Source organism: Paenibacillus sp. JJ-223 (assembly GCF_927798175.1).
Classification (GTDB): Bacteria; Bacillota; Bacilli; order Paenibacillales; family Paenibacillaceae; genus Paenibacillus; species Paenibacillus hubeiensis.
The window spans coordinates 113,195-135,668 of record NZ_CAKMMP010000006.1; the positions used below are offsets into that span (position 1 = coordinate 113,195).

General features: G+C 51.5%; 22 protein-coding genes. 15 read left to right on the plus strand and 7 right to left on the minus strand.

From position 1 onward, the window contains the following. Nucleotides 1–40 precede the first annotated feature (40 nt). The 4 genes from L6H98_RS12650 to L6H98_RS12665 all read left to right on the plus strand — a co-directional run bounded on the left by L6H98_RS12650 (nucleotide 41) and on the right by L6H98_RS12665 (nucleotide 3,144). Complete coding sequence (locus L6H98_RS12650; protein WP_236415532.1) at nucleotides 41–676, plus strand: 50S ribosomal protein L25; 636 nt, start codon at nucleotides 41–43, stop codon at nucleotides 674–676. A 277-nt stretch (nucleotides 677–953) separates the two neighbouring features. After that, entirely contained in the window at nucleotides 954–1,472 is a 519-nt protein-coding gene (locus L6H98_RS12655) for a hypothetical protein (protein ID WP_236415534.1), read from the plus strand. Between the two features lie 272 nt (nucleotides 1,473–1,744). Beyond that, the gene (locus L6H98_RS12660) at nucleotides 1,745–2,710 is read left to right on the plus strand and encodes a transcriptional regulator (protein ID WP_236415536.1); all 966 of its coding nucleotides are present in this window, start codon (nucleotides 1,745–1,747) and stop codon (nucleotides 2,708–2,710) included. A 47-nt stretch (nucleotides 2,711–2,757) separates the two neighbouring features. Next, nucleotides 2,758–3,144 (plus strand): HIRAN domain-containing protein, encoded by a 387-nt coding sequence (locus L6H98_RS12665; protein ID WP_236415538.1) that lies wholly within the window; start codon nucleotides 2,758–2,760, stop codon nucleotides 3,142–3,144. Nucleotides 3,145–3,182: 38 nt separating this feature from the next. Here the strand turns inward: L6H98_RS12665 and L6H98_RS12670 are convergent, their stop codons facing one another. Next, entirely contained in the window at nucleotides 3,183–4,283 is a 1,101-nt protein-coding gene (locus L6H98_RS12670; RefSeq protein ID WP_236415540.1) for a glycosyltransferase family 4 protein, read from the minus strand. Between the two features lie 465 nt (nucleotides 4,284–4,748). On the opposite strand from L6H98_RS12670, the gene L6H98_RS12675 reads away from it, so the two are divergent. The 5 genes from L6H98_RS12675 (at nucleotide 4,749) to msrA (ending at nucleotide 10,117) form a co-directional block, all read left to right on the plus strand. Further along, nucleotides 4,749–5,567, plus strand: coding sequence for a TerC family protein (locus L6H98_RS12675; RefSeq protein WP_236415542.1), 819 nt, complete (start codon nucleotides 4,749–4,751; stop codon nucleotides 5,565–5,567). Nucleotides 5,568–6,160: 593 nt separating this feature from the next. Beyond that, nucleotides 6,161–7,603: an RtcB family protein gene (locus L6H98_RS12680; RefSeq protein ID WP_236415829.1), complete on the plus strand. Its 1,443-nt coding sequence runs from the start codon at nucleotides 6,161–6,163 to the stop codon at nucleotides 7,601–7,603. Continuing rightward, on the plus strand, nucleotides 7,604–8,917 hold the full coding sequence (locus tag L6H98_RS12685) for an AAA family ATPase (protein ID WP_236415544.1): 1,314 nt from the start codon (nucleotides 7,604–7,606) through the stop codon (nucleotides 8,915–8,917). Between the two features lie 176 nt (nucleotides 8,918–9,093). Beyond that, complete coding sequence (locus L6H98_RS12690; RefSeq protein ID WP_236415546.1) at nucleotides 9,094–9,351, plus strand: GlsB/YeaQ/YmgE family stress response membrane protein; 258 nt, start codon at nucleotides 9,094–9,096, stop codon at nucleotides 9,349–9,351. 250 nt (nucleotides 9,352–9,601) lie between these two features. Then, nucleotides 9,602–10,117 (plus strand): peptide-methionine (S)-S-oxide reductase MsrA, encoded by a 516-nt coding sequence (gene msrA / locus L6H98_RS12695; RefSeq protein ID WP_236415548.1) that lies wholly within the window; start codon nucleotides 9,602–9,604, stop codon nucleotides 10,115–10,117. A gap of 79 nt (nucleotides 10,118–10,196) precedes the next feature. On the opposite strand, the gene L6H98_RS12700 is transcribed toward msrA, so the two are convergent. Then, nucleotides 10,197–11,060: a putative RNA methyltransferase gene (locus tag L6H98_RS12700; RefSeq protein WP_236415550.1), complete on the minus strand. Its 864-nt coding sequence runs from the start codon at nucleotides 11,058–11,060 to the stop codon at nucleotides 10,197–10,199. Nucleotides 11,061–11,483: 423 nt separating this feature from the next. Continuing rightward, entirely contained in the window at nucleotides 11,484–12,743 is a 1,260-nt protein-coding gene (locus L6H98_RS12705) for a hypothetical protein (protein ID WP_236415552.1), read from the minus strand. A gap of 259 nt (nucleotides 12,744–13,002) precedes the next feature. Here L6H98_RS12705 and L6H98_RS12710 point away from each other — a divergent pair, with 259 nt between their 5' ends. The 3 genes from L6H98_RS12710 to L6H98_RS12720 all read left to right on the plus strand — a co-directional run bounded on the left by L6H98_RS12710 (nucleotide 13,003) and on the right by L6H98_RS12720 (nucleotide 15,378). Then, nucleotides 13,003–13,605: a restriction endonuclease gene (locus tag L6H98_RS12710; protein WP_236415553.1), complete on the plus strand. Its 603-nt coding sequence runs from the start codon at nucleotides 13,003–13,005 to the stop codon at nucleotides 13,603–13,605. Nucleotides 13,606–13,733: 128 nt separating this feature from the next. Continuing rightward, nucleotides 13,734–13,988 carry a hypothetical protein gene (locus tag L6H98_RS12715; RefSeq protein WP_236415554.1) on the plus strand — a complete coding sequence of 85 codons (255 nt, stop codon included), beginning with the start codon at nucleotides 13,734–13,736 and terminating at the stop codon, nucleotides 13,986–13,988. Between the two features lie 133 nt (nucleotides 13,989–14,121). Next, the gene (locus L6H98_RS12720; protein ID WP_236415555.1) at nucleotides 14,122–15,378 is read left to right on the plus strand and encodes a crosslink repair DNA glycosylase YcaQ family protein; all 1,257 of its coding nucleotides are present in this window, start codon (nucleotides 14,122–14,124) and stop codon (nucleotides 15,376–15,378) included. 139 nt (nucleotides 15,379–15,517) lie between these two features. On the opposite strand, the gene fabV is transcribed toward L6H98_RS12720, so the two are convergent. Beyond that, nucleotides 15,518–16,708 (minus strand): enoyl-ACP reductase FabV, encoded by a 1,191-nt coding sequence (gene fabV / locus L6H98_RS12725; protein ID WP_236415556.1) that lies wholly within the window; start codon nucleotides 16,706–16,708, stop codon nucleotides 15,518–15,520. Between the two features lie 177 nt (nucleotides 16,709–16,885). Here fabV and L6H98_RS12730 point away from each other — a divergent pair, with 177 nt between their 5' ends. The 3 genes from L6H98_RS12730 to L6H98_RS12740 all read left to right on the plus strand — a co-directional run bounded on the left by L6H98_RS12730 (nucleotide 16,886) and on the right by L6H98_RS12740 (nucleotide 19,912). Then, nucleotides 16,886–18,166: an XRE family transcriptional regulator gene (locus L6H98_RS12730; RefSeq protein ID WP_236415557.1), complete on the plus strand. Its 1,281-nt coding sequence runs from the start codon at nucleotides 16,886–16,888 to the stop codon at nucleotides 18,164–18,166. A gap of 448 nt (nucleotides 18,167–18,614) precedes the next feature. Continuing rightward, nucleotides 18,615–19,034: a hypothetical protein gene (locus L6H98_RS12735; protein WP_236415558.1), complete on the plus strand. Its 420-nt coding sequence runs from the start codon at nucleotides 18,615–18,617 to the stop codon at nucleotides 19,032–19,034. Between the two features lie 83 nt (nucleotides 19,035–19,117). Next, the gene (locus tag L6H98_RS12740; protein ID WP_236415559.1) at nucleotides 19,118–19,912 is read left to right on the plus strand and encodes a hypothetical protein; all 795 of its coding nucleotides are present in this window, start codon (nucleotides 19,118–19,120) and stop codon (nucleotides 19,910–19,912) included. A gap of 50 nt (nucleotides 19,913–19,962) precedes the next feature. Here L6H98_RS12740 and L6H98_RS12745 read toward each other — a convergent pair whose 3' ends face one another. The 3 genes from L6H98_RS12745 to L6H98_RS12755 form a co-directional block, all read right to left on the minus strand. Further along, nucleotides 19,963–20,592 (minus strand): hypothetical protein, encoded by a 630-nt coding sequence (locus L6H98_RS12745; protein WP_236415560.1) that lies wholly within the window; start codon nucleotides 20,590–20,592, stop codon nucleotides 19,963–19,965. Between the two features lie 48 nt (nucleotides 20,593–20,640). Continuing rightward, on the minus strand, nucleotides 20,641–21,459 hold the full coding sequence (locus L6H98_RS12750) for a class I SAM-dependent methyltransferase (protein ID WP_236415561.1): 819 nt from the start codon (nucleotides 21,457–21,459) through the stop codon (nucleotides 20,641–20,643). A 63-nt stretch (nucleotides 21,460–21,522) separates the two neighbouring features. After that, nucleotides 21,523–22,464, minus strand: coding sequence for a YafY family protein (locus tag L6H98_RS12755; RefSeq protein WP_236415562.1), 942 nt, complete (start codon nucleotides 22,462–22,464; stop codon nucleotides 21,523–21,525). Nucleotides 22,465–22,474 lie beyond the last annotated feature (10 nt).

Below are 22,474 nucleotides of genomic sequence, written 5' to 3' on the forward strand. Positions count from 1 at the left end.
AAAACCTTGGCGCATGGACCATGAAGGAGGATGTTCAATCATGAAATCCAACGGAGAAATGGCTCAACTGACGGCTACACCCAGAACCGAAAAAAAAGGCGCCGCGCTGCGCCTGTTGAGACAAGGCGGCCGGATTCCAGCGGTAGTGTATGGACCGGGAATCGAGGGAACCGCCATACATGTCGATGAAAAAGAAATGCTCAAAGTGGCCCGAACCGGTCGTTCCGAAATGTTCAACCTTGAACTGGGAGGCGGAAAAAAAGTGCCTGTTCTGATCAAGGACCAGCAGGAGCGCAACGGCCGCCTGCTGCATGTGGACTTTTTGCAAATATCGAAGAATAAACCGGTTTCGGTCAGCATTCCGCTCGATTTCCAAGGGACGGCTGCCGGTTCCAAAGCGGGCGGCGTATTTCAGTCCCAGGAGGTACAGCTCGAGGTCGAAGGTTTGCCTGCCGATCTCCCGTCCTCCATTGAAGTGGATGTTAGCGGCTTGGAAATCGGGGATCGTCTGACTGCTTCCGACATTACCCTTGCCAAAGGGCTTAAACTGGTGACGCCTGCAGATTCCATCATTGCTTCAGTCATGCCGCCGCAAGCTTTGGTTGAGGAAGAAACAACCTCTGAAGAGGCTGATGCAGAATCGGCAGCTTCCGGAAAAGATATAGAAGAAGCATAATGTGTGATGGTTTCGAGGTGCTTGAAACCTGTGGCCCGGTCTTCTGACCGGGCCTTTTTGCCGCCTTGATCATGACAAAAGGCTTCGTCAATGTGACAATGGTTTGACATATGTTTTTTTATATTACGGCGAGTTGGGAAATTTGGAGACGAATTGGGATCGTTTGCGTAAAATAAAATATGTCGCCCTGGAATGGAGACATTTATTGGTTACCTTCTTTATCTAACAAGAGCTTCTGCTAAGGGCACGGAGTAAATGAAGAAAGAGGTTTGATGGCATGTTTGATCCAACCATTTACGACAATTTGAAAGTGGGGTTCGAGAACGCGCTTTATGATCTTGACAACTTGGACGAAATCATCCAGGTTACAGGCAGAAAGGATATCTTCGAGATGGCTGCAATGTCCAGGGAACTTGTTCTTCAATGCTGCCTGAGAGGGCAGCCGCAGGTGACGGCAGAAGTGATCCTTAAGAGTTCGCTCTCCGATCTTGCGGCTGAAATATTGGAAACGCCGGACAGCCGGCCTGGCTGCCGTTTACAATTACGCTATGAGCTGCTGGTTCAGGATCCGGGAGCGTCTTGTCCGGTGATTCGTTCCATCCTGGACGAGGGTTGGCCCGGACAGCGCGTGGAGCTAGAGGTTCATTATACATACGGGGGATCCAATGGTTACCGCATTACAGCAGATGTTCATTTTGTCCGCACCGTGAATGAAGAGCAGATGGAAGATATCACAGAGCTGTGTGACCATATGATCAACGTGCTCCCCCCGCTGCTGCAGCTTAGCCATTCATAAATCCGAAAAGCCCTGTTTCTTGATTCAAGAGACGGGGCTTTTTTTGTCGATTCAACCCTTTTGCGTATAGGCTAATAGGCGTAGGAACGCGAGATCTCCGCAAAAAATTTACGCAAGCAAGTAAGGGAAGGTATATTGGGATAGCGGGATAAGTGCAATCGGACTATGCCTGGAGGGTGAATTTGCGAAATTGATGTTGGGTCTAAAGATTTATTTCAGTACTAAAGGAACTAGTTTTCCTTGCCGATAAAATATCGAAGGGGAGAAACTGCATGACAGAGAAATTAATTCGTCTGCTGCGCATACTTCAAGCTATACAAGCGAATCCCGGAATTTCAGCCAAGGAATTGGCTTTGAAATGCGACACCACCGTTCGTACGATCTATCGAGATCTGCGGATTTTGGACAGGGTGGCCCCCATTATCAATGAGGGTTATGGAAAGGGTTATCGTTTTATAGGCGAGTTTGCCTTATATCCCTTGAACTTTACCGAACAGGAGGCGATGGTATTTTCCATGCTTCCGTCCGTGGTGGATACTTCGCAGCTGCCGGCTGGATTTGACTCGGCATTTGACAAGGTTATTTCGGCTCACACCAAATCAAAATCAAAAAATAGTGAAATCGTGGAAAACATTGCAGGCATTATTCGCATGGGTACTCCCGCATATCGGGAAGAAGGCAAAGATCCCAATCTGCTCATCCCCATTATTGAAGCGATCCTTGATCAGCAAACGATTCGAACCCAGTATCATACGCTTACGAACAATGAAATTACAGTCAGGGATATTGATCCCTATTATTTGATTCCGCGCGACCAGCGTTTCTATCTCATCGGTTACTGTCATATGCAGCAAAGGGTAAGATTGTTCAGAATCAGCCGTTTTCTCGATGTTTTGCAGACCAACAAGCATTTTGACAAGAGTGATTTCAATATCATTCAATATATGAAAAATACGTGGTCTGTCGACCGTGGCGACGAACATATTCATTTCAAGGTGAGATTTACCGAAAAAATAGCTCCCTACATAAAAGAAGAAGAGATGTTTGTCCGTCCGCGAATGACAGATCTGCCCGATGGCAGCTTGTTGTTCGAGGTAACGTTAAACAGCAGTCGAGAGTTTCTGCAATGGTTGTACCAATACGGACCTGAAGCAGAGGTCCTCGAGCCCCGGGAATATCGCAGAGAGATCCGGAATCAACTGATGGAATGGTTGAAAAGCTATGAGGGTGATCATTAGTTCAATCCCCTGTCCGGACAGGAGAAATAAACAACAGAAGGAGCAATATGATGATCAAATTATTTGTGGCCATGCAAGGAATGGAAAAGTATCATGGCACGGAAGCGTTGAATGTCGGAGATACTCTCTTTTTGGTCAAGGATCCGGATAACCGCACGGACCGTCAAGCCATTAAAGTCGTCATGCCGCCGATCGGCACTGTCGGTTATATCGTAAACAACTCGCTTGAAGTGCCCCATGGATGCTGGACAGGCAGCGGGGTATATGACGTATTCCACCAACAGACCTGTGCCAGAGTGCGATTCTGCATGAAGGACCTGATCATTCTGGAGATGATTGAAATGATGCATGTGCCCATTCCCCATATGGATTCGTTTATCAAGGGCCGGAAGATACAAGGCACTAAGCACGAGGGCAGAACAGGAGGGCAATAACATCATGCTGAAAAAAATTCAAAGGAGCTCATTCGCGGCTATCCGCGAATGAGCCGGGTATACGCTGCTTCCAGGTGCATGGCCGTACGTGACCAACTGTATCGGCTAACTGCGCAAATCCTTCCTTTTTGGCCCATGCTTTGGGCGAGTTCAGGGTTGGATGCGAGCTGATTCAGACGCAGGGCAAACGATTCCGGTTTGTCGTAGGCATACACCAGATATCCTTCGTTTCCAGTCTGGATGATCTCGCGAATACCTCCGTTGTCCGATGCAATGACGGGCAATCCGGATGCCATGGCTTCAACGTTGACGAGGCCAAATGCTTCATGTTTTTGCGATGGGCAGACGATACAATCGGCAGCACGATATAATCGTTCCATCCTTTCATGGGCGATCTGTCCGCAAAAAGTTGCCTGGACCTGTTTTCTGTCGGCTAAACGCCGCAGCTTGCGTACGTAACTTGGCGGCCCTTTACCCGCAATCAACAGCTGTACAGGGTGTTTCTGCTGAAGGATGGCGACGGCTCGAATGAGAACGTTCACGCCTTTGCGAGGTATGAGTCTTCCTGCGTAAAGAACGCAAAACGGTTGGGTGACCCCTAGTTGTTTGCGCAGCTGTTCTTTCTCGGCACGGCTTGCAGGAGCAAATCGATTCAAATCGGTTCCGAGCGGAACGATGCGCATGTGCTGTTTCAAAGAAGGAAATCGGCGACCAAGCCGCTCCTTAAGCGATCTGCTGTTGACGGCAATCAAGTCCGCCTGGCGAAGCATCGCCAGTCTGGACGCCCCCGGTTGTGCAAAGGTGAGGGAATGCAGGTAAAGCACAACCGGAATGTCGGGCAAGCTTCGTTTGATGGTAGCCATGGATCGTGGCCGGTTATCGACCTGGATCAGGTCGAAGGCTTCATTTTTCAATACACGGAGCACCGCCCTGGTATAACTGTCCGGGCTTGGAGCAGGAACGCGGCGAATGGTGATGCCTTGCCGTTGTTCTTTCTGCGGAAATCCCGGCACCGTGCGGCTAATAATGGTGACTTCGTGCCGTTCAGCGAGTTCGCGGGCAATGGCCAGAATGCAGATTTCAACAGATCCGTTTCCGGGCAGAGGCAGCTTTTCGGGTGCAACCATCGCTATTTTCATTCGCAGGTCCCTCCTTGTCCCGCATTCCCAATATAAGGTTCTCCCTATGATATGCCGGCTTCAGACGTTTTGACCCCATGCAACCAAGGGCGCCGCAGTACGTAATAAAATGAGAGGCCGATTCCACGCGTTCAACGTTCTCTCAAAAAAAACGTGGGGCCTGCCCAAATAAAGCTTGACTTCAAATGTCGTAATGAATATGATTAAAGCAGGTTATATGAAACATTGAAATGATTCAACTTTGAAAACTACATATCCTTCGTTAAAGGGGAGTAGCTTTTACAATAAAGTCGTCAATTCGGGATTTCATCCCCGGCTTTATTGGCAGCGTTTGTTGTTAGCGAGACCTTTACCAAGTTGTTATGCTGGGTAAAGGTCTTTTTATATGTAAAAAAAAGGATCTTTGCCAGCGATGGTAAAGGTCCTTTTTTTTGTACATCCTATAGAACCTAAGGAGGAGTCATTTTGGATTTGTCATTATTGTTGGAGTATGGTTGGGTATTAATTGTACTCGTTGTATTGGAAGGACTTCTGGCAGCGGATAATGCCTTGGTCCTGGCAATCATGGTTAAGCATTTGCCTGAGGAAAAGCGCAAAAAAGCGTTGTTTTACGGTTTGCTCGGCGCCTTCATTTTCCGTCTGGGCTCATTGTTCCTGATTTCGTTCCTCGTTGACGTGTGGCAGGTTCAGGCCATCGGTGCATTGTATCTGCTGTACATTTCTATTAACCATATCGTGAAAAAAATAATGAGCGGCCGCAATAAAACCGATGAAGCGGCAGAAGAAGCTCCTAAAAAGCCCAAAAAACAATCCGGTTTCTGGATGACCGTGTTTAAGGTCGAGGTCGCGGATATCGCTTTTGCCGTTGATTCCATCCTGGCGGCTGTCGCGCTGGCCGTAGCCTTGCCACCAAGTGGGCTGCCCAATATCGGAGGTTTGGACGGAGGCCAGTTCATCGTGATCTTCCTTGGCGGGTTTATCGGTCTTGTCATTATGCGTTTTGCTGCTTCGTTCTTTGTCAAATTGCTTCATTCCCGTCCCGGACTGGAAGTGGCCGCGTTTGTCATCGTTGGCTGGGTAGGGGTCAAGCTGGCCGTAATTACGTTGGCTCATCCGTCTCTCGGCGTGTTGGATGAACATTTTCCGGAAAATAAAATCTGGAAATTCGGGTTTTACGTCGTGTTGATCGCCATCGCTTTGTTCGGTTGGTTCATGTCTTCCAAAGTTCCGGAGAAGGAAGACGAGAACCCGGTCGGCGAGGTCGAAAAACAAGCGGGCTTGTGACGCAAAATGTTAGCCGCAGCATGACATGCACGATTTCCAATCGGCATGAGGCAGGAGTTCGGAAGAACTCCTGTTTTTTCTTTTTCCAAGAAAAGGGTTGACAATCTGAAAGGCACCAGCTTAATATGGTTTATAACAATTCATGAAGGGAGGCTGAAGGACATGATGGTGGGTTATGATTTCACCCAGGCACAACGCAGCACGTTTACAATTTCATATCCTGCTCATTGTCTCTTTGGCCTCTTACGGGCGACATAGGAATGGCGGCATATCGTTTGGAATCAGGGAGCGTTATTTCCTGGCCGTTTCGGTGTGCCTCACATAACCTATATCATGATGAATCATTGACAGCGGCATGCCAAATGCCGTCCTTGTCATTCATCGATGTACTTCAAGAAGCCATGGGCAATTTGTCCATGGTTTTTTTGTGTTTTTAATCCAATGGACGTTAACGGGCGATATGAACGATTTACATGAAAATCATGATCAAAAGGTTTTAACATGACTGCGGATATCCAATGAAGCTGCATGTTGAAACAACGGAAAGGGTTTGTACAACGTTTATGAATAATACGAATAAAACGAATATGAATATGTTATCTTCGGACCATACGATGAAAGCTTACCGGCATGAGGTAAACCTGCCTGCAGGCAATCTGACGGTATATGCGGCACAACAGCTTTTTTCATCGCTGGACTATAAGGTGTTCGAGATGGCCAACAACAATTTGCAAATTCCCGGCATTTCGTACATGAGCTACACGCCTGACGTGCATGTTGGCGTAGGAACGTGTATTGGCACCACAGCAGTATGGGATGCGCAGGACGGATACGTCTCTCCCAGCATCGTGGGAAGTGACATTGGCTGCGGCATGCGGGTGCATATGACCAATTTGCACAAGGACGACTTGAAAGACGTGAAACTGCGCCGGAAGTTGGTCAAGGCCATTGAGAAGGTATTGCCGATGGAAGCGAACCAGCGCGGGCATTACTCCGATCTTCGTTTGGAACACATCGTACGCAAAGGGCTTCACGGTTTGCCGAAAAAATACATTCCGGACAGCTATACGCCCAAAAAATCGACCTCCCTGACCCATGTGGAAAGCAGCAAGTTTGCTTTCGACGAGGAGGTATTGAACCTTGTGCCCGATATGACCTGGCATCGGTCGCATCGTCAGCTTGGCACGCTCGGCGGAGGAAATCATTTTGCCGAAATTCAGTCGATTGAGATTGCTGAAGAAAACCGCGACATTGCTGAAGCATGGGGGTTGAAAGACGGCCAAATTGTAGTAATGATCCATTCGGGATCCCGCGCTTGGGGCGGATATGTGAGCCAGACGAGTTCATCGGCCATCGCCAAAGTCATGCACCGGAACGGGCTCGGGACGTCTGACCCCAAGCTGGTCTTTGCGCCGCTCGAACATGCAGAGGGCAAGCATTACGTGAACATGATGTATTCCGCGCTCAATTATGCGGTGGTGAACCGCCATCTGATTGCGTTCTCCATCCGGGAAGCGTTTCGTGAAGTGTTTGGCCCAAAATGCGAGTTTCGCACGTTGTACGATCTGATGCATAACTATGCGTGGGAAGAAAAACATGAGGATGCGGGCAGTGTATTCGTGCATCGCAAAGGAGCGACGCGGGCATTGCCGGCAGGCCATCCCGATAATCCAAAACCTTATCTGGCCACAGGCCACCCCGCACTGATTCCGGGTTCGATGGGGACCGCCTCGTATATTATGGTGGGCCGGCCGCAGGGTGCGGACAACTATTATTCCATTTGCCATGGGGCAGGCCGCGTACGGTCGCGTTCGGCAACGAAGCGGCTCGTGACCGTCCAGGATTTCGAGTCGGCGCTGGGCGTGGGGACCGAGCATGAAATTGTGGTGAACCAGCGTTCGCTGGAATCCATCATCGACGAATCCCCGCAAGCATACAAAAATGTGGACGAAATTATTGAAAGTGTGACCGGCGCAGGGCTGGCACAGGTCGTGGCAAAGTGCAAACCGCTTGCGGCCGTGAAGGGAGCCAAATAAATGACGATACAGAACTTGAAGCCAAGTGAAGACAATACCACCATCTCATCCATCTATGCCTTTGACGAAAAGCATGATGGCCGCATTGAAGGTTATGCTACTTACGCTCGCCTGATCCGCGGCATCATTGCCGCATTGTACAAGCGATACGGAATTCGTTACGAGTTATATGCCAGCGATGACCCGAACAGCGAGTATTGGAGCTTGCTTGATGAAGATCTGCGTTCCGAAAGCCCGGATGTGGAGCTGGTCGCCCGGATTTTCGAGGATTTGGAATTGCGGACGCTCCATTACGACGATGATGATGGGGACGAGCCGTCTTATGGGGTGCAGTATTCCATTCGCAATAATGTGTTCGCTTATCCGAAATGGGGCGTTGCGCTTGTGCGAATCCCTTTTTTCCGCAGCAACGGCATTTACAATGAGGACTTTGTGTTTGCGGCGGGCGAAGAACATCTGAGGCAATTTCTAGGCAGCGTACGTGAGCGCGAGCGCCAGCAAAACATGAAGAAGGTGACCGTGTACACCGATGCCCGAAGCGGCATCCATCGGCAGACCGAGTCCATTACGCGTTCCGTAACGCGGGAGGAGGTTGTATTGTCCGAGGAGATCAAACAGGAAATTTTCCGCTCGCTGGACCAGTTCTTCGAGGCGGACCGCACCTTTTACCGCAAATATGACATTCCGTACAAACGGGGCATCTTGCTCTATGGCCATCCCGGGAATGGGAAAACAACCCTGGTCAAATCGATTGCGGCCAGCATTCCAGGCCCGGCAGCGTACTGGCAGATTACGGAATACACGACCAGCGAGTCCGTGCGCGAAGTATTCGATGCCGCCAAGCGGCTCGCGCCGATGGTACTGATCATCGAAGACATCGATTCGATGCCTGCCGAGGTGCGCTCGTTCTTCCTGAACACGTTGGACGGGGCCACGTCGAAGGAAGGCATCTTTCTGATCGGAACGACGAATTATCCTGAAAAAATAGATCCGGGCCTCATGAACCGTGCTGGTCGGTTCGACAGGGCTTACGAAATTCCAATGCCCGACGAAGCGCTGCGGCTGCAATATTTGCGGCAGCGCGGATTCGACGCCTTTGCGGACGAGGAGGGCACGCTGGAAGCGGCGAGACGTACCGAAACATTTTCGCTGGCCCAACTCGGGGAACTGTACGTCAGCGCCGCGCTGGAATGGCATCAGCATGGACAGGTGGACATCGGAAAGCTCATTCAGGGTATGCGCGGCGAACTGGACAAGAGCCATAAGCACAACTGGATGGAGCAGCCGGGCCAGGGTCGGGTAGGCTTTTTCTAAGTTTCAAAGCGGGAACGGGCCATGATGCAACAAATTTGCCTATCCAGGTTATACTAATGCTGTTTACATGAATCCGGCAGAACGCTGACCATCTTTTGGGGTGGGGGTGTTTAAAATTCGGCTCAACGGTTAATAGTAGACAGACACAACAATAACTTGTAATTGAGGTGAATGACATGGGTTGGTTATGGTCATTAATCGTAGGTGGTATCATTGGATGGTTGGCAGGTTTGATCGTAGGCCGTGACATTCCTGGCGGCGTCATCGGAAACATTGTAGCCGGGTTTATCGGCGGCTGGCTCGGTGGAGTCATTCTCGGGGACATGGGTCCTGAGATGGGCGGATTTTACATTGTTCCGGCATTGATCGGGGCCATTGTGCTGGTGGCGATCGTGAGCCTGATTTTCCGCTCCATGGGCCGCAGTCGGGGATAATCTGTCGTTAGAATGTTGAGTCCGGGCTTGAAGAGCATGCACTTGCATGACGATTGACTCGGAATGAAGAAGGTTAAGCGAGGCCGCTTCAAGCGGCCGCGTTTAACCTTCTTTTGTTGTGTGACGCTGGCAGACCGGGGAGAAGTCTGTTATCGTTAGATTGAGGCCAATCCTGTATTTTTGACCCGGGATGGCGAAACTTATATTTACGAAAATCAAGTGTGTTATGGAAATAGGGGAGATGAACAGCATGGAAAAGGCGACATTTGCCGGCGGGTGCTTCTGGTGCATGGTGACGCCGTTTGAAGAACAGCCGGGCATTCATGGCATCATATCAGGCTATACCGGCGGTCACGTCGATCATCCGACATATGAACAGGTCAAAACAGGGGAAACCGGACATTTGGAGGTTGTGGAAATTACGTTTGATCCGGAGGTGTTCCCGTATGAGCGGTTATTGGAATTGTACTGGCCGCAAATTGATCCGACCGATGATGGCGGACAATTCCAGGATCGGGGTTCCCAGTACCGCACAGCCATTTTTGTGCATAACGAGCGACAGCGCGAATCGGCAGAACGTTCGAAGCGGGAGCTTGCGGCAAGCGGACGCTTCAGCCAACCGATCGTGACCGAGATTCGCGACGCGTCCGTATTTTATCCGGCGGAGGACTACCATCAGGATTATCACAAAAAAAACGAGAAACATTACAAGGAAGATCGGGCCATGTCCGGACGGGATGAATTCATAGAACGCAACTGGAAGTAAGGAGGCTGACCGAGGCTGACTTCTTGATTGCAAAGCAACAAAGCCGGGAGGCTCCTGCTGGAGCGCTCCCGGCTTTTGTTTATTTTGCTCCTGTCCAGATCTCTACATCAATGGTGATCTGCGAGAGGGTGTGGCTTGCTTGCTGCAGCTGGTCATCCGAGCTATGCCATGATAGCGGAGTCATGTGCACGAGCGCAGCGCGTACGGCTTCGTCTACTTGAAGCGTATACGTAAGTGGAATTCGGCTTGTGAGCTTAAAATGCTCTTTGAAGCGCTCAAGCGACAGATGTTCTGGATTGCTTCGCTCTATGCGGCCTGAATGCAGCCGTTCCCTTAATTCCGTTAGATAAAGCTTTCGCGGCACAACTTTGATGAGCCTGCCGCCCGGTTGAAGGATTCGCATGAATTCCTCGTAATTGGAAGGGGACAGAATGTTGATTACAGCATCCAGCCGTTGGTCCGCAAACGGACTGCAGGCCAGGTCCCCCACCATCCAGATTTGGCTGTCGTAGGCCGAAGAGGCCATGGCGATGCCTTCTTTCGCGATATCCATACCCCAGCCTACGGCGGGCAGATGTTGAGTCACCTGTTGAAGAAGCGATCCTTCGCCTGCGCCGGCATCCAGAACATGGATGGGCTCGCGCTGCCGGAGAGCGTGTTCCGTAAGCTGCTCCCGAAGCACGGCAACCAAAGGAGCATAGAGACCCGTGCGGGACCATACTTCCCTTTTTGCGGCGAAGAGTCTTTTGTCATACCGGCCGTTGAACGGGCGGGTCAGAACATTGATATACCCTTGTCTGGCGTAGTCAAAGGTATGGTTTGCGGTGCATAGCACGGAGTCGGCATTAACCGCAGCCAGTTCATGATGGCATAAAGGACAATGAAGCATGTGGATATATGGACGCAGCAAGGCTGCGCTGCGTTCTCTTCGTTGGATGGACATATGGACGAGCACCCCATTCATTCAGATTTGATAACTGAAGAAAAGGGCATAACAAATAAACCTTCGCAATCATTCAAAAAAAAGCGAGGTTCAAGGTTATGCCCCTAGTTATCGATATCGAATGAATTGAATAATCATGGGATCGCTGCGCTCCTTACTTGTGCGGAAGTGAGTTTCAATGAAGATGGCGTCAATACAACGACTCAGTCTAACGCATAAGTCAAGCGATTCGACCTTGTCCATTATAACATCGGTTCCGATGCATTGCCAAAAAGGAAAGTTGCAAATGAAAGAGCGCCGTCCCCTTTTATAATATAAACCGCAATAATAAATCCCACTAGGCCACTGCGAGCGCAGTACCATCTCCGTTAACGTGTGGATGTTTTCTACGGTTTATTTAGAAGGAAAACAGCGCTCTAAAGTTTATTTGCCCGACGAAGCGGACGGGATCACGTATTTGTTCAGCGCATCCTGACGGATCGCATAAAACACGTTATCGATGTACGTTGCTGCATTTTCGAACAACGGTGATGTAGAGCTTGTATAGGTATGCACGGTTTTCAGCGTTTCCGGATCGAGGATATATCCCGTTTTGGCAAAATCAAGTCGGTACATGCCATCCTGTGTGCGAACCATCTGCATTAGAACAGGCTGCTCATCTTTGAAAATACGTTCCGTAACTTTACCTTTCATTGTGTAAAGCTCCAGCTTCTGTCCGGTCAGCAGGGTATAACCCTTGCCAGACGTTTGGATGTAGGCGTTGCCTGCAATGCTGCGTCCCCATGCCAATTTGCCGTCGGTACCGAAGCCCATCAGCTTGTTGCCCGTATTGGCGAAATTGGCACGCATAATGACAGAGCCGTCCTCGAGTACGGCAAGGGATTCGCCTCCGCCGTCTCCAATCGTGTTGGCATTGCTCGGGAACTGGTAGAAGGACAGGCGATTCAGCGTTTGATCATAAATTTCGACCTTCGGATTCGCTGCACGCTGCCAATAACCGCCGACTTTGGTTTGTTTGCTGGCATCTACGACGACTCGATGGTTGCCTGCTTGCAGCACTGCACCGTTGATCGTTTTGCTGCCGGTCAACGTCCCTTTTCGATCATACAGGGAGAGGGTGGAGCGAACGGTCCCGTTCGTTTGAACGCCTTGGCTTGAGCTGACCAGGAGCGTGTCGTTGTCAAGCAGGTAGATCTCGGAAGGAGCCTGAACGTTCTTCACCCAATTGGTTTTGCCGGATGTATTATACGAATACACTTTCTTGGTTCCATCGGAGTATGCCATGTAGACGTATGCCGTGCCGGTGCTGCTGTACAGGGATTTGGACGAGATCGTGTAAGGCCCGCTTTTTTCATGAAAAATGGTGCTCCATTTCAGCTGCCCGCTCGTGGCATCATAGGCTTGAAGAGAGTCAAGCTGCCAATCCAGGGTTGTATTGCTGCTCGTTTTGGTCACGGGCTGAGACGTATGCACATAAACGAGATTTTTGGTGGGAACGGCATGAAGCTCCTTGATCGAAACCTGTTCTTCCGTGTTGGCTTCGGACAACACCACGGAAGGGGACGTCCACGAAGGCTTCGTTAACGCTTCAGCGGAACCGGCTCCGGTAATGCCGAAGAACAGGGCGCTGCCGAGCAGCAAGGCCGTCAAAGCTTTGGTGTTTCTTTTGTGGGAATGATGCAAGAGATAGACCACCTTTCAGTTATCGAAATACATGTAACTGTTGAATTCTACCATTTCGAGTTGCATGAGTTCAACGGGATGATTGTAACCTTTTGTAGAGAAACGGGAATAAATTGTCGTTGTTTGGAGAATTATCGTCGTTTTTCGTGGTTACAAGGCATTCATTTTCTTTCTGCCAGGACGAAAGTTTGATATATTAATCGGATGAGAAGGCGTGGTTGGACTGCAGCCGGGCTGAAACGGACAAGGAGAAAATCTGATGAATGGGAACGATCAGGCAAGTATGCTGCTGGTAGGCTGCATCGTTTTTTTGCTTCTGCTGGCATGGGTCATACGTCGGCGAATGCAACGGGGACGGCGCATACGGCGGGAAGCCAACCCGCGGAAGATCACGATGCGCGATATCGATAAAATGGAGGATGGTTCCGAATTCGAGCTGTACCTGTTTCATCTGTTCCAACAGATGGGCTACGGAGAAGTGCATAAAACGACGAGCAGCCGGGATTTCGGCGCAGATCTGGTATTTGTGGACAGGCAAGGCCGTCGCAGCGTGGTCCAGGCCAAGCGGTACGGTGCCAACCATCCGGTGGGTCTTAGCGCCGTGCAGGAAATCTATGCGTCCATGCGCTATTACGAGGCGGATCGGTCGATCGTGCTGACGTCAGCGCGTTATACCGAGGCTTGCCGCACATTGGCTGCGGTCAACGGGGTGAAGCTGCTGGATCGGGAGGATTTGGATGAATTGATTGTTTTATTCAAATCAAGGCGGATCGATGAGGCCATGGAACTTATTGAAGACGACGACGACGTCCCGATCGAAACGTGGCAATCCCGCAGGAAAAGGACGGTTCGTCAACGGTGATGCTTGCCGTACGGCGTTCATTTGCGGTCCAGGGTTTTCCTCGAAGCAGCAGGGCGATGACACCTTCACTTGCAAGGCAGCACATGGTATATTTGGTGCATACCAATTTCAAAGGGAGTGTTGTACCGATGGCGCGTACGCAAACGCAAAAAGCACTGCGCAAAGCACAGCGGACGGGAACCTGGTGTCCGGAACAAAGCCGGAGAGTCAATGGGGATTACGGAGCCTTGTCCCAACATGTCAGAGTGATGCCGAGCAAACAGGAAAAACGGAATAAAGTCAAACATAAGAAGCGGATCATCCAGGATGGTGGCGCTTCTTTTTATATACCAAGAGGCTTACCTTTACATAGAAATATTCAAATGTCCGAATCCGTTGCCTGATCGCCGTCGCTGCTTTCCGGAAAATCTCCCTTGAATTGGATACAAATGATCGGAATGGTATGATAATGTCGATAGAAAGCGGCAGTGATCTAAGCCGGAATTATATTCAGTACGGAAAGGACGAATTTTACCCATGACAACTGTGCTGCATACAAGCAAAGCTGCGGTTCGGCGTCTCCTGCTCCACACCCAGTCTTTATTGGGACCATGGCCAACCCCATCCCGACAGTCCCAACCGGATGAAATTATGAACCTGATCCGTTCCCTCGGCTGCGTGCAAATCGACCCTGTCGCAGCCGTCGCCGGAAATCAGCATTTGGTGCTGGGGGCGCGTGACGCAGGTTATACGCCTGGCATTTTGCATGGGCTGTTGAAGGAACATCAAGTATTCGAATATTTTGCCAATGCCGCCTGCGTTATTCCGATGGAAGACTATTCGACCTATGAGCCGATTCGGGCCAGATACCGGGAGCGGCTGGCTCCTTCGCTGGAAAACGTTCGCCAAGCGGCAGACCACGTGCTGCAGCGATTGAGAGATGAAGGACCGCTGCCTTCGAAGGCCTTTCAGGCGACCCGGCGGGTAAGCGGATATTGGGACAGCCCTGATATGCTCAAAACGAAAGATACGTCATTGGCGATTAACCTGCTGCGGGATTCCGCCGCGATTCGCGTTGTAGCCAGACAAGGAACTGAACGTTATTTTGCGATTACGGAGGCGCATCTGGAACAGCAAGGATTGCAGTTCGGCGAAACATGGGATGCGGAAAAGCAAAAGCAGGCGCTGATGGACAAGTATGCCCATGCTTATCGCGTCATCGATGGACGAGACCCTCGGCTCGGCTGGTTTCCGCGAACGGCGGCCGAGCGTCGGTCCGAACTTGCTGCCAGGGTGCGGGACGGGAGATTGATCCCGCTGCAGGTGGAGGAAGTCGCCGCGCCGTATTATATTCGAGCCGAGGACGAACCGTTGCTGCGCGAGATGCAGCGGGAGGAAGCGCACTATGAACCGGTCGGTCCGGTCCGTTTTTTGCCGCCGCTGGACAATTTGTTGTGGAGAAGAGAGCGCATCGTCGATCTTTTTGATTTTCATTACAAATGGGAAATTTATACGCCCGAGTCGAAACGGACGTACGGATATTATGCCATGCCCATTCTTCATGGCGATCGGCTGATTGGGCGCATGGACCCTCGATTGGACCGGAAAACGGGCGAGCTTGCGATTCAGCTGCTGCATATTGAAGCAGGCGCGCCCGCGGCAGACGAGTGGCTGGATGATTTCAAGGAAGGGCTGGCGCTGTTCGCCGGCATGCACGGTGCACGTTCCATCACGGTCCGCAAGACGGACCCGAAGGGATTGAGCAGGTTGTTTCGCAAGCTCAAAACGCTTTGAAACGTGAGATGGGCTGCTAAAATGAATCGCATAGTGCGGCCGAGTATATAAGGATTATGCCCGAGCAAAATGACAAAAAGACAGTCCACACGCCATACATTGGTGCTGGACTGTCTCTTTGTCATTTAAGGATGTCGGCTTAGCGCTGATGCAGCACTTCGACGTTTGGATCGACGTCTGCATCGTAATCGACGCCTTCGGTTTCGAAGCCGAACAGTTGGAAAAACTCTTTACGGTACCCTTCCAGATCGGACAGCTCATAGATGTTGTCGGTCGTGATGCGGTTCCAGATGTCGGCAACCTCTTGCTGAACGTCCTCGCGCATCTCCCAATCGTCGATGCGAATACGTCCTTCCGCATCGGTTGGCACTTCGCCGCCTGCATACAAACGGTCTGCGAACAGACGCTGCAGCTGCTCGATACAGCCTTCATGCAGTCCTTTTTCTTTCATCACTTTATAGAGCGCAGAAATGTAAAGCGGCACCACCGGAATGGCGGAACTGGATTGGGTCACAAGCGCTTTGGCCACAGTCACGTACGCCCGGCCTCCGGTTGCGCCAAGACGTTCGTTCAATTGGCGTGCCGTCGCTTCGAGATGATCCTTCGCTTGGCCAATCGTTCCTTCGCGGTAAATAGCATGCGTCAGTTCCGGACCGATATAAGAGAACGCGATGGTGGTTGCGTTGTCGGCAAGCACGCCGCCTTCCTGCAAGGCATCGATCCACAGCTGCCAGTCTTCGCCGCCCATGACTTTTACCGTTTGGCGAATGTCTTCTTCCGTCGCAGATTCCAGTGTTACCTCACTGACTTCCCCTGTATGGAAGTTGACGGTTTTGTTGGTATAGGACGGACCAATTGGTTTCAACACGGAGTTGAATACTTCGCCGGTATTCGGATCGGTACGGCGTGCCGAAGCGACGCTGTATACGACGAGGTCGACTTGGCCCAGCTCGCTGCGGATCAATTCAACGGCGCGTTCTCTTGTTTCGTTGGCGAATGCATCGCCTGTAAGGCTGTACGATTTCAGTCCGGCTTCTTCGGCCGCGCGCTCGAATGCAGCGGAATTATACCAGCCTGCGGAAGCGGTGCGTTTGTCGGTGGACGTGCTCGGGCGATAGATGCCGATCGTGTTCGCTCCCGCGCCAAATGCGGCGACGATGCGCGAAGCCAGTCCGTAGCCGGTGGAGGCACCGATGACAAGCACGTTGCGCGGCCCGTTCAGCTTCGGCTGGGACTTCACGTATTCGATCTGCTCCCGTACTTGGGCGGCGCTGCCGACCGGATGGGAAGTTGTGCAAATAAAACCACGCGTTCTTGGTTTAATGATCATGATTAGCATCCTTTCATGTTCAGCTCATGTGTACATACCTTTCCATTGTAAAACAATTAGGCCCGAAACGGAAACCGTTTGGAATGATTTTGCCCGAATGCTGGCATTCGGTTTGCGAATTTGGGATGATAACAACTAGAGGGACGACCCCCGAGTTGGTTGGAAAGGAATGCTGTCATGCTAAAAGAACGGATTGAATTTCTAAGCAAACGAAAAGGCATTTCGCGCAAAGATCTGGTGGAAGGGCTGGTGACGCAGGCCCATTTCGCGAATATTCTTGCGCAGCGCTACCCGCTGCCCGAAGATTTGGCGGAAGCCATTGCAGTGCGGCTTGGCGTTCCGCCGTCCTATGTACTGCAAGCCGGGGCACAGGATGAAGGCACGCTGGCCCGGGCCGAAGCCGTCTTTGAACAGTTGTCGGTTCCGGCATCGATGCTTGCAGAGGAAACAGTGCATGCGCTGGACGACAGGGACGATGCACTAGTCGTGGAGCTGACCACCGCACTGATGAAGGCGGTCTATTATCAGCAACTGAACGATGCGGATGCCCATGAATACATCCATACATCCTATTTGAACTTTTACCTTGAGAAATACGGACGGCCCGACGACGTGGACCTTCCCGCCCCGCTGTCCAAAGCGCTTTTATATTACAAAGTGCAGTATTATCGCTCCAAGCATGCTTTTACCGACGTATTGACGCATGCCACGCGCCTTGGCGACCTTGTGGCACCTGGCAGCGAGTTCTGGCTGTCGGTGCAGAACATCAAAATGGAAGCTTATATTCAGGTCAAGCAGTATGAGGAGGCTAAACAGACGTTTGAGCTGACCATGCGGCAGGTGTACGATCGGCGGCTGTTTCACCGCTTGTCTGGACTGTACGTAGCATATAGCGGGTATTGTTTCGCAATGGGGCTCGCGCAAGAAGCGCTCTCGGCGCTGTCGATGGCGGAAGCCAATCTCGTCTACGCGGCGAATCAGGGCGATCTCGTGACGGCGATCGCCAACAACCGGATCGTCATGCTGACGATGACGGGCGAGCTGGATCAGGCCCAGGACGAGATCGACCGATTCGAAGCACTGCTCGGACGGGAACCGGAGGAGACCCGGCAGGCGATGGCGCCGCTGCTCTGGATATATCGCTGTGAGGTAGCCCTGGCCCGCAAAAACTGGGGCATGCTGGCCCATAGCGTGGACCGGCTGCAAAAATGCGCAATCACGCAGGATCAACAGATGGCTGCCACGTTTTATCAGAGCCAGCTGGCGCTTGCTCACGGCGAACGGGAGCCGTTTCTTGCGAAAGCGCTGGCCTGCCTGCCGTATTTTGAGTCGGTGCAGCATGCGCTGCGGCTCGAGCGGCTGTATGAGGGGTTGGCCGTCGTAAACGAGGAGCTGCGGCGGTACAAGGAGGCGGCGACGTATTATCGCAAGCTCGTATATTGGCTGCGAAAAAAATAAGCTCCATACCGCAAAACATTTCCCTAAAACAGTCATTAGATTGTGGTAAAGCTATCGTTTTTTTGCAGAAACGACCCTTGAGGGTATGCAAAACCGGGAAATCGGAGATTTAAACGGCCGATCTTTCCGGTTTTTTTGTATGCTTCCGAACCCGTATCCAATCAGGGGATGGCGTGTTTATAATGAAACTATAACCTATATAAACCGCAAAAAACATTCAAACCTTACGTAGAGGCAGAACCAATCTGGAGAAGCAAAGCGGTCGCCTAAAAGCTTTCTGAAAGAAAGCTGCATCGGAAGCATAGACTGATCAACGGATTTTCCCCTTGAAATAAGGGAATCAAAAAATCTGGGGATAACAGCGATCGGAAGATGGTACTGCACTCGCAGTGCCTTGTGTGACTGATTAGTGTGGTTTATATAGAACAAACCAAACGAGGGGTTGATCATGATGGGATGGTTCGGACGAAAAAACAAACAGGAAGATGCGATCGCAAAGGCCGATACATTGATGAACAAAGGATTGACGGGCATGCTGATGAAAGGGATGGTGCCGAAGCAGCATCGCAACGCGATCAATCAGAGCCTCGATTCGGCCAGACAGGCACAATTGGCGGCAAGCGGTTCGCTGCCCATGGCAGCAACGGCGACGGTGGTGAGCGTTACCGATACGGGCAAGCTGATCAACTTCGATCCCATCGTTGTGCTTGTTCTTGACGTGACCGAGACGGATGGCAGCAGGTATCGGCGAACGCTGGAGACGCTGGTGTCCAAAATGCAGATTCCCAGAGCTGGCGACCGGGTAGGTTTAGGAAAAAATCCCGCAAACCCGGCAGAACTGATCTACATGGGATGGATATCGGGCTGATGGCCACGGAATGAGCATGAGGCAGTGGATTCATCAATAAATTCATATAACAACGAATTGAATTGATTTTAAGAGGTGATAACGTGCTATCGTTTTTTAGACTAATCGGTATTTTGCTTGTATTCGGCGTAGGTTTCTCCCCTTTTCTGGCTCGACATCTATGGGATGATCCGTTCCTGATTATGGACGCTTGGTGGTATAAGCCAGCGATTTATGCGGGGTTTGGCCTGATTTTCATTCCGTCGTTGCTGAGCATGTTTTTAGGGACGCGCCGCATCAAATCGGGGCTCCCTGCGGTCGGCATCATTAACGCCATTCAGCAGACAGGCACCTACGTGAATGAACAGCCGGAGGTCAGGCTCCGGCTTACCGTCTCCCGCAAAGGACGGGAGAAGTATGATGCCGAGCTGCGCACGATCGTTCCGCTCACGTCATTGGCCCAATTCCAGCCGGGAAGCTTCGTGCCATTGATCGTCTCTGAGAAGGATGAGCGGAAGGTGGGGTTGGACCTGAAGGGACGGCTGTCGCAGGACGATTTGCAGGAACTGTTAAACGAGAAGATGGTGCAGCAGGGCGTATCGCCGGAAATGATGGAGATTGCGCGCACCGGGGAGAAGGCAATGGCCAAAATTATGGACGTAACTCCGCTGGGTAGCATTACATCCGGCAAGATCAAACTCCAGATCACGCTAAGCATAACGAAGAGCAGTGGAGAAACGTTTACCGTCACGACGCAAAAGGAAATCATGTCCTCCGCGCTGCCGCAGGTGCAGCAGGGACACATCATTCAGGTCATGTACTCGCCGCAGGACCCTTCCAAGGTAGTGTTTGCATTAAACGCACAGGAAGACCAATTAAGCCGCATGTTCTCTTCCTGAGGGGAAAAATTGAAACAGCCGCTCTCCAAGGAACGGCTGTTTGTAATTCATCATTTCAGCGATGCGGGACTTCCTTTGGCGGAGAGAAGCATGTCCCGGAATGACGGAAACAGCGGCTTTGCCATTGCTTCCAAGCGTGCGCGGCTTCCGGCATCTTCGGTTACGAATTCCTCGTGATCAAACCAGACAATATCATAATCCCCATCCGGAAGGGGGTTCTGCGTATCGCAGCAAACGGGACTTGCACCATCTTCATACGTGGCAATCGGAATATATCCATGCTGAATGAGCTGCTCCCAGTTCATCCACATCGTCCGTACGTCGCGTAAAGCATGATCGGAGGGCAGGTCCGGCAAAGTAACGATGAAGTCATCGTATCGAAGATTTACGTTCAACACGAAACGTGTAGTGAGATAAGCCAGATACAGCGGAGGAACGGGAGCGGCGAGGCGGTAAGTACGCTCCATCTCCCTTACTTGCTCTGCCGTGACCGTGGAGGCGACCATTTTCCAGCGCACCCAACCTTCTTCGTCGACCTTGCCATCTTGCATCGCTTGCGGCACGCCGTAGTCTTCAGCATCCGTTTTGGCGGGATAGGACATGACCATTTCCCGATGTGGCGTATCGAAATGGGCGTCCAGCCATTGGCCTATCCAATCTTCATACGTCTTAACGTGCAAGTCTGATCACTCTCCTTTGGTGCGTACATCATTCTTCCGTGCCAACGATCAAACGACTCCCAAACGCATGCGATAGGAGAATAGAGCGGTCCGGGTCTGACCCGCAAACACGTCTTCGGCTTGCTGCCTGAACGCATCTGCCAAACCGTTCAGCTCTTCCGCTCCTAGTTTCAATGCGGTTTGCAGTCCGCCTTGGCTAAGCGCGAGATTAACGAAACGTTCGGCCGTGAAGGTCTCGTGATGATGAAACACGATTTCCCGGACATAACGAAAGAGTCCCGACTTTTGAATCTGCTCCAAATGCCCTTCTTTACTCCATTTGTGGGCCTGGTGATCCGATTCCGATAGCGTGAATGCCAAATCATCGGCCTGTGCGATCAGACGTTGATAGGCCGTTTCCAACGACCAGTCCAGCACGGGCGGCCAATCGCAGTCATAGGCGGCGAAAATGCCCCCGGGGCGCAGCACACGCGCGAATTCCCGCAGGGTGGTCACGGGCTCCATCCAGTGGAAGGACTGGGAACATGTCAGCACGTCCACGCTTCCATCCGGAAGCCCGAGCTCGTGGGACATGCCGGAAACAAACCTCAGATTGTCCGGCTTGCCCGCAGCTTCCCATTTGGCTTCCGCAACGGCGCGCATGTCGTCGCTCGGCTCGATACCGATGATGCGCTCGGCGTGGTCCAGCCAAACCCACGAGGACAATCCGGTGCCGCAGCCAACGTCAGCGACAAGCCGCGGCTGCCCGCCCAGATAGGCGGTCAGGATTTCGACCACTTCCGTCGGGGCGGAAGGCCGATTTTGGTCGTACAGCGTGCCAAATCCTTTGAAGCGTTCAACATTGTTGCGTCGGATGTGTTGGATCATGGACAAGCCTCCTTGGCAAGAGATAGGTATAATTCGAAAAAAGACAACGCTGGTTCCATTATATCACTCCTCCTTACCCTCCACGCCACTTTCTTCCAGTAAATGTTGAACGGCCCGCCGATGCCGCCTCAACAATTCTCCCCTGACTCTCGCTGGTTCTACGACCGTGACTTCGGCACCGAAGGACATCAGAAAGGAATACAGCCGTTCGCCCTCGTCCAGGTGCATGACTACCCGCAGCGTACCGTCTTGTTCAGGGTGGATCGACACCGGATCAAAGAAATCATGTACTCTGTACGCCACAATATCCGAAAAAAGCAACTCGATCCGGACCAGTTCCTCCGGCGTTTGCATGGCTTCATCCGTCGGTAAAGCGAATGGATCAAGGACAGGCAGGCCGGGGACAAACCGCAGCTGGCTGATCCGTTTGATTTTGAAGGTTTCGACGACGGCCGTGCCGCTTTCAAGCTGCTTCAATCCTTTGAAGTACCAGGTGTTGTTTTTGAATACGAGTTTTACGGGCTGAGCCGTTTGCATGCTTGCCTCGCCATTGGAATCCACGTAATGGAATGAAATCGGTTGGCGCGCAAATATCGCCTGCTTCACCTGATTGAACAGCTCCATTTCTTTATCAGGAATGCTGCCCCACGGCGAATGCTCGAATTCGATCCAGTCCAGCTTGTGGTCGAACAGCGCCGTCAGCCTTTGCAGCATCCGGGCGCCATTCAGGTGGGGAATGGCACTGACGCTGTATAAACCGAGCAAAATTTCATTTTGCTCGTCCTCGCTGAGCAGCGATTTGTCCATGACATAGTGGTCCATCAAATGAATGCCGCCATGTTTGCCGGTCGTCGTATAAACCGGAATGCCAGCGGCGCTCAAACGGTCAATATCCCGGTAGACGGTGCGCACCGATATTTCGAACAGGCGCGCAAGCTCCGGGGCGGTCGTTTTCTTTTTTTCCAGCAGAAGCAGCAACATTTTGAATAATCGATTATGTTCCATATCATGATTA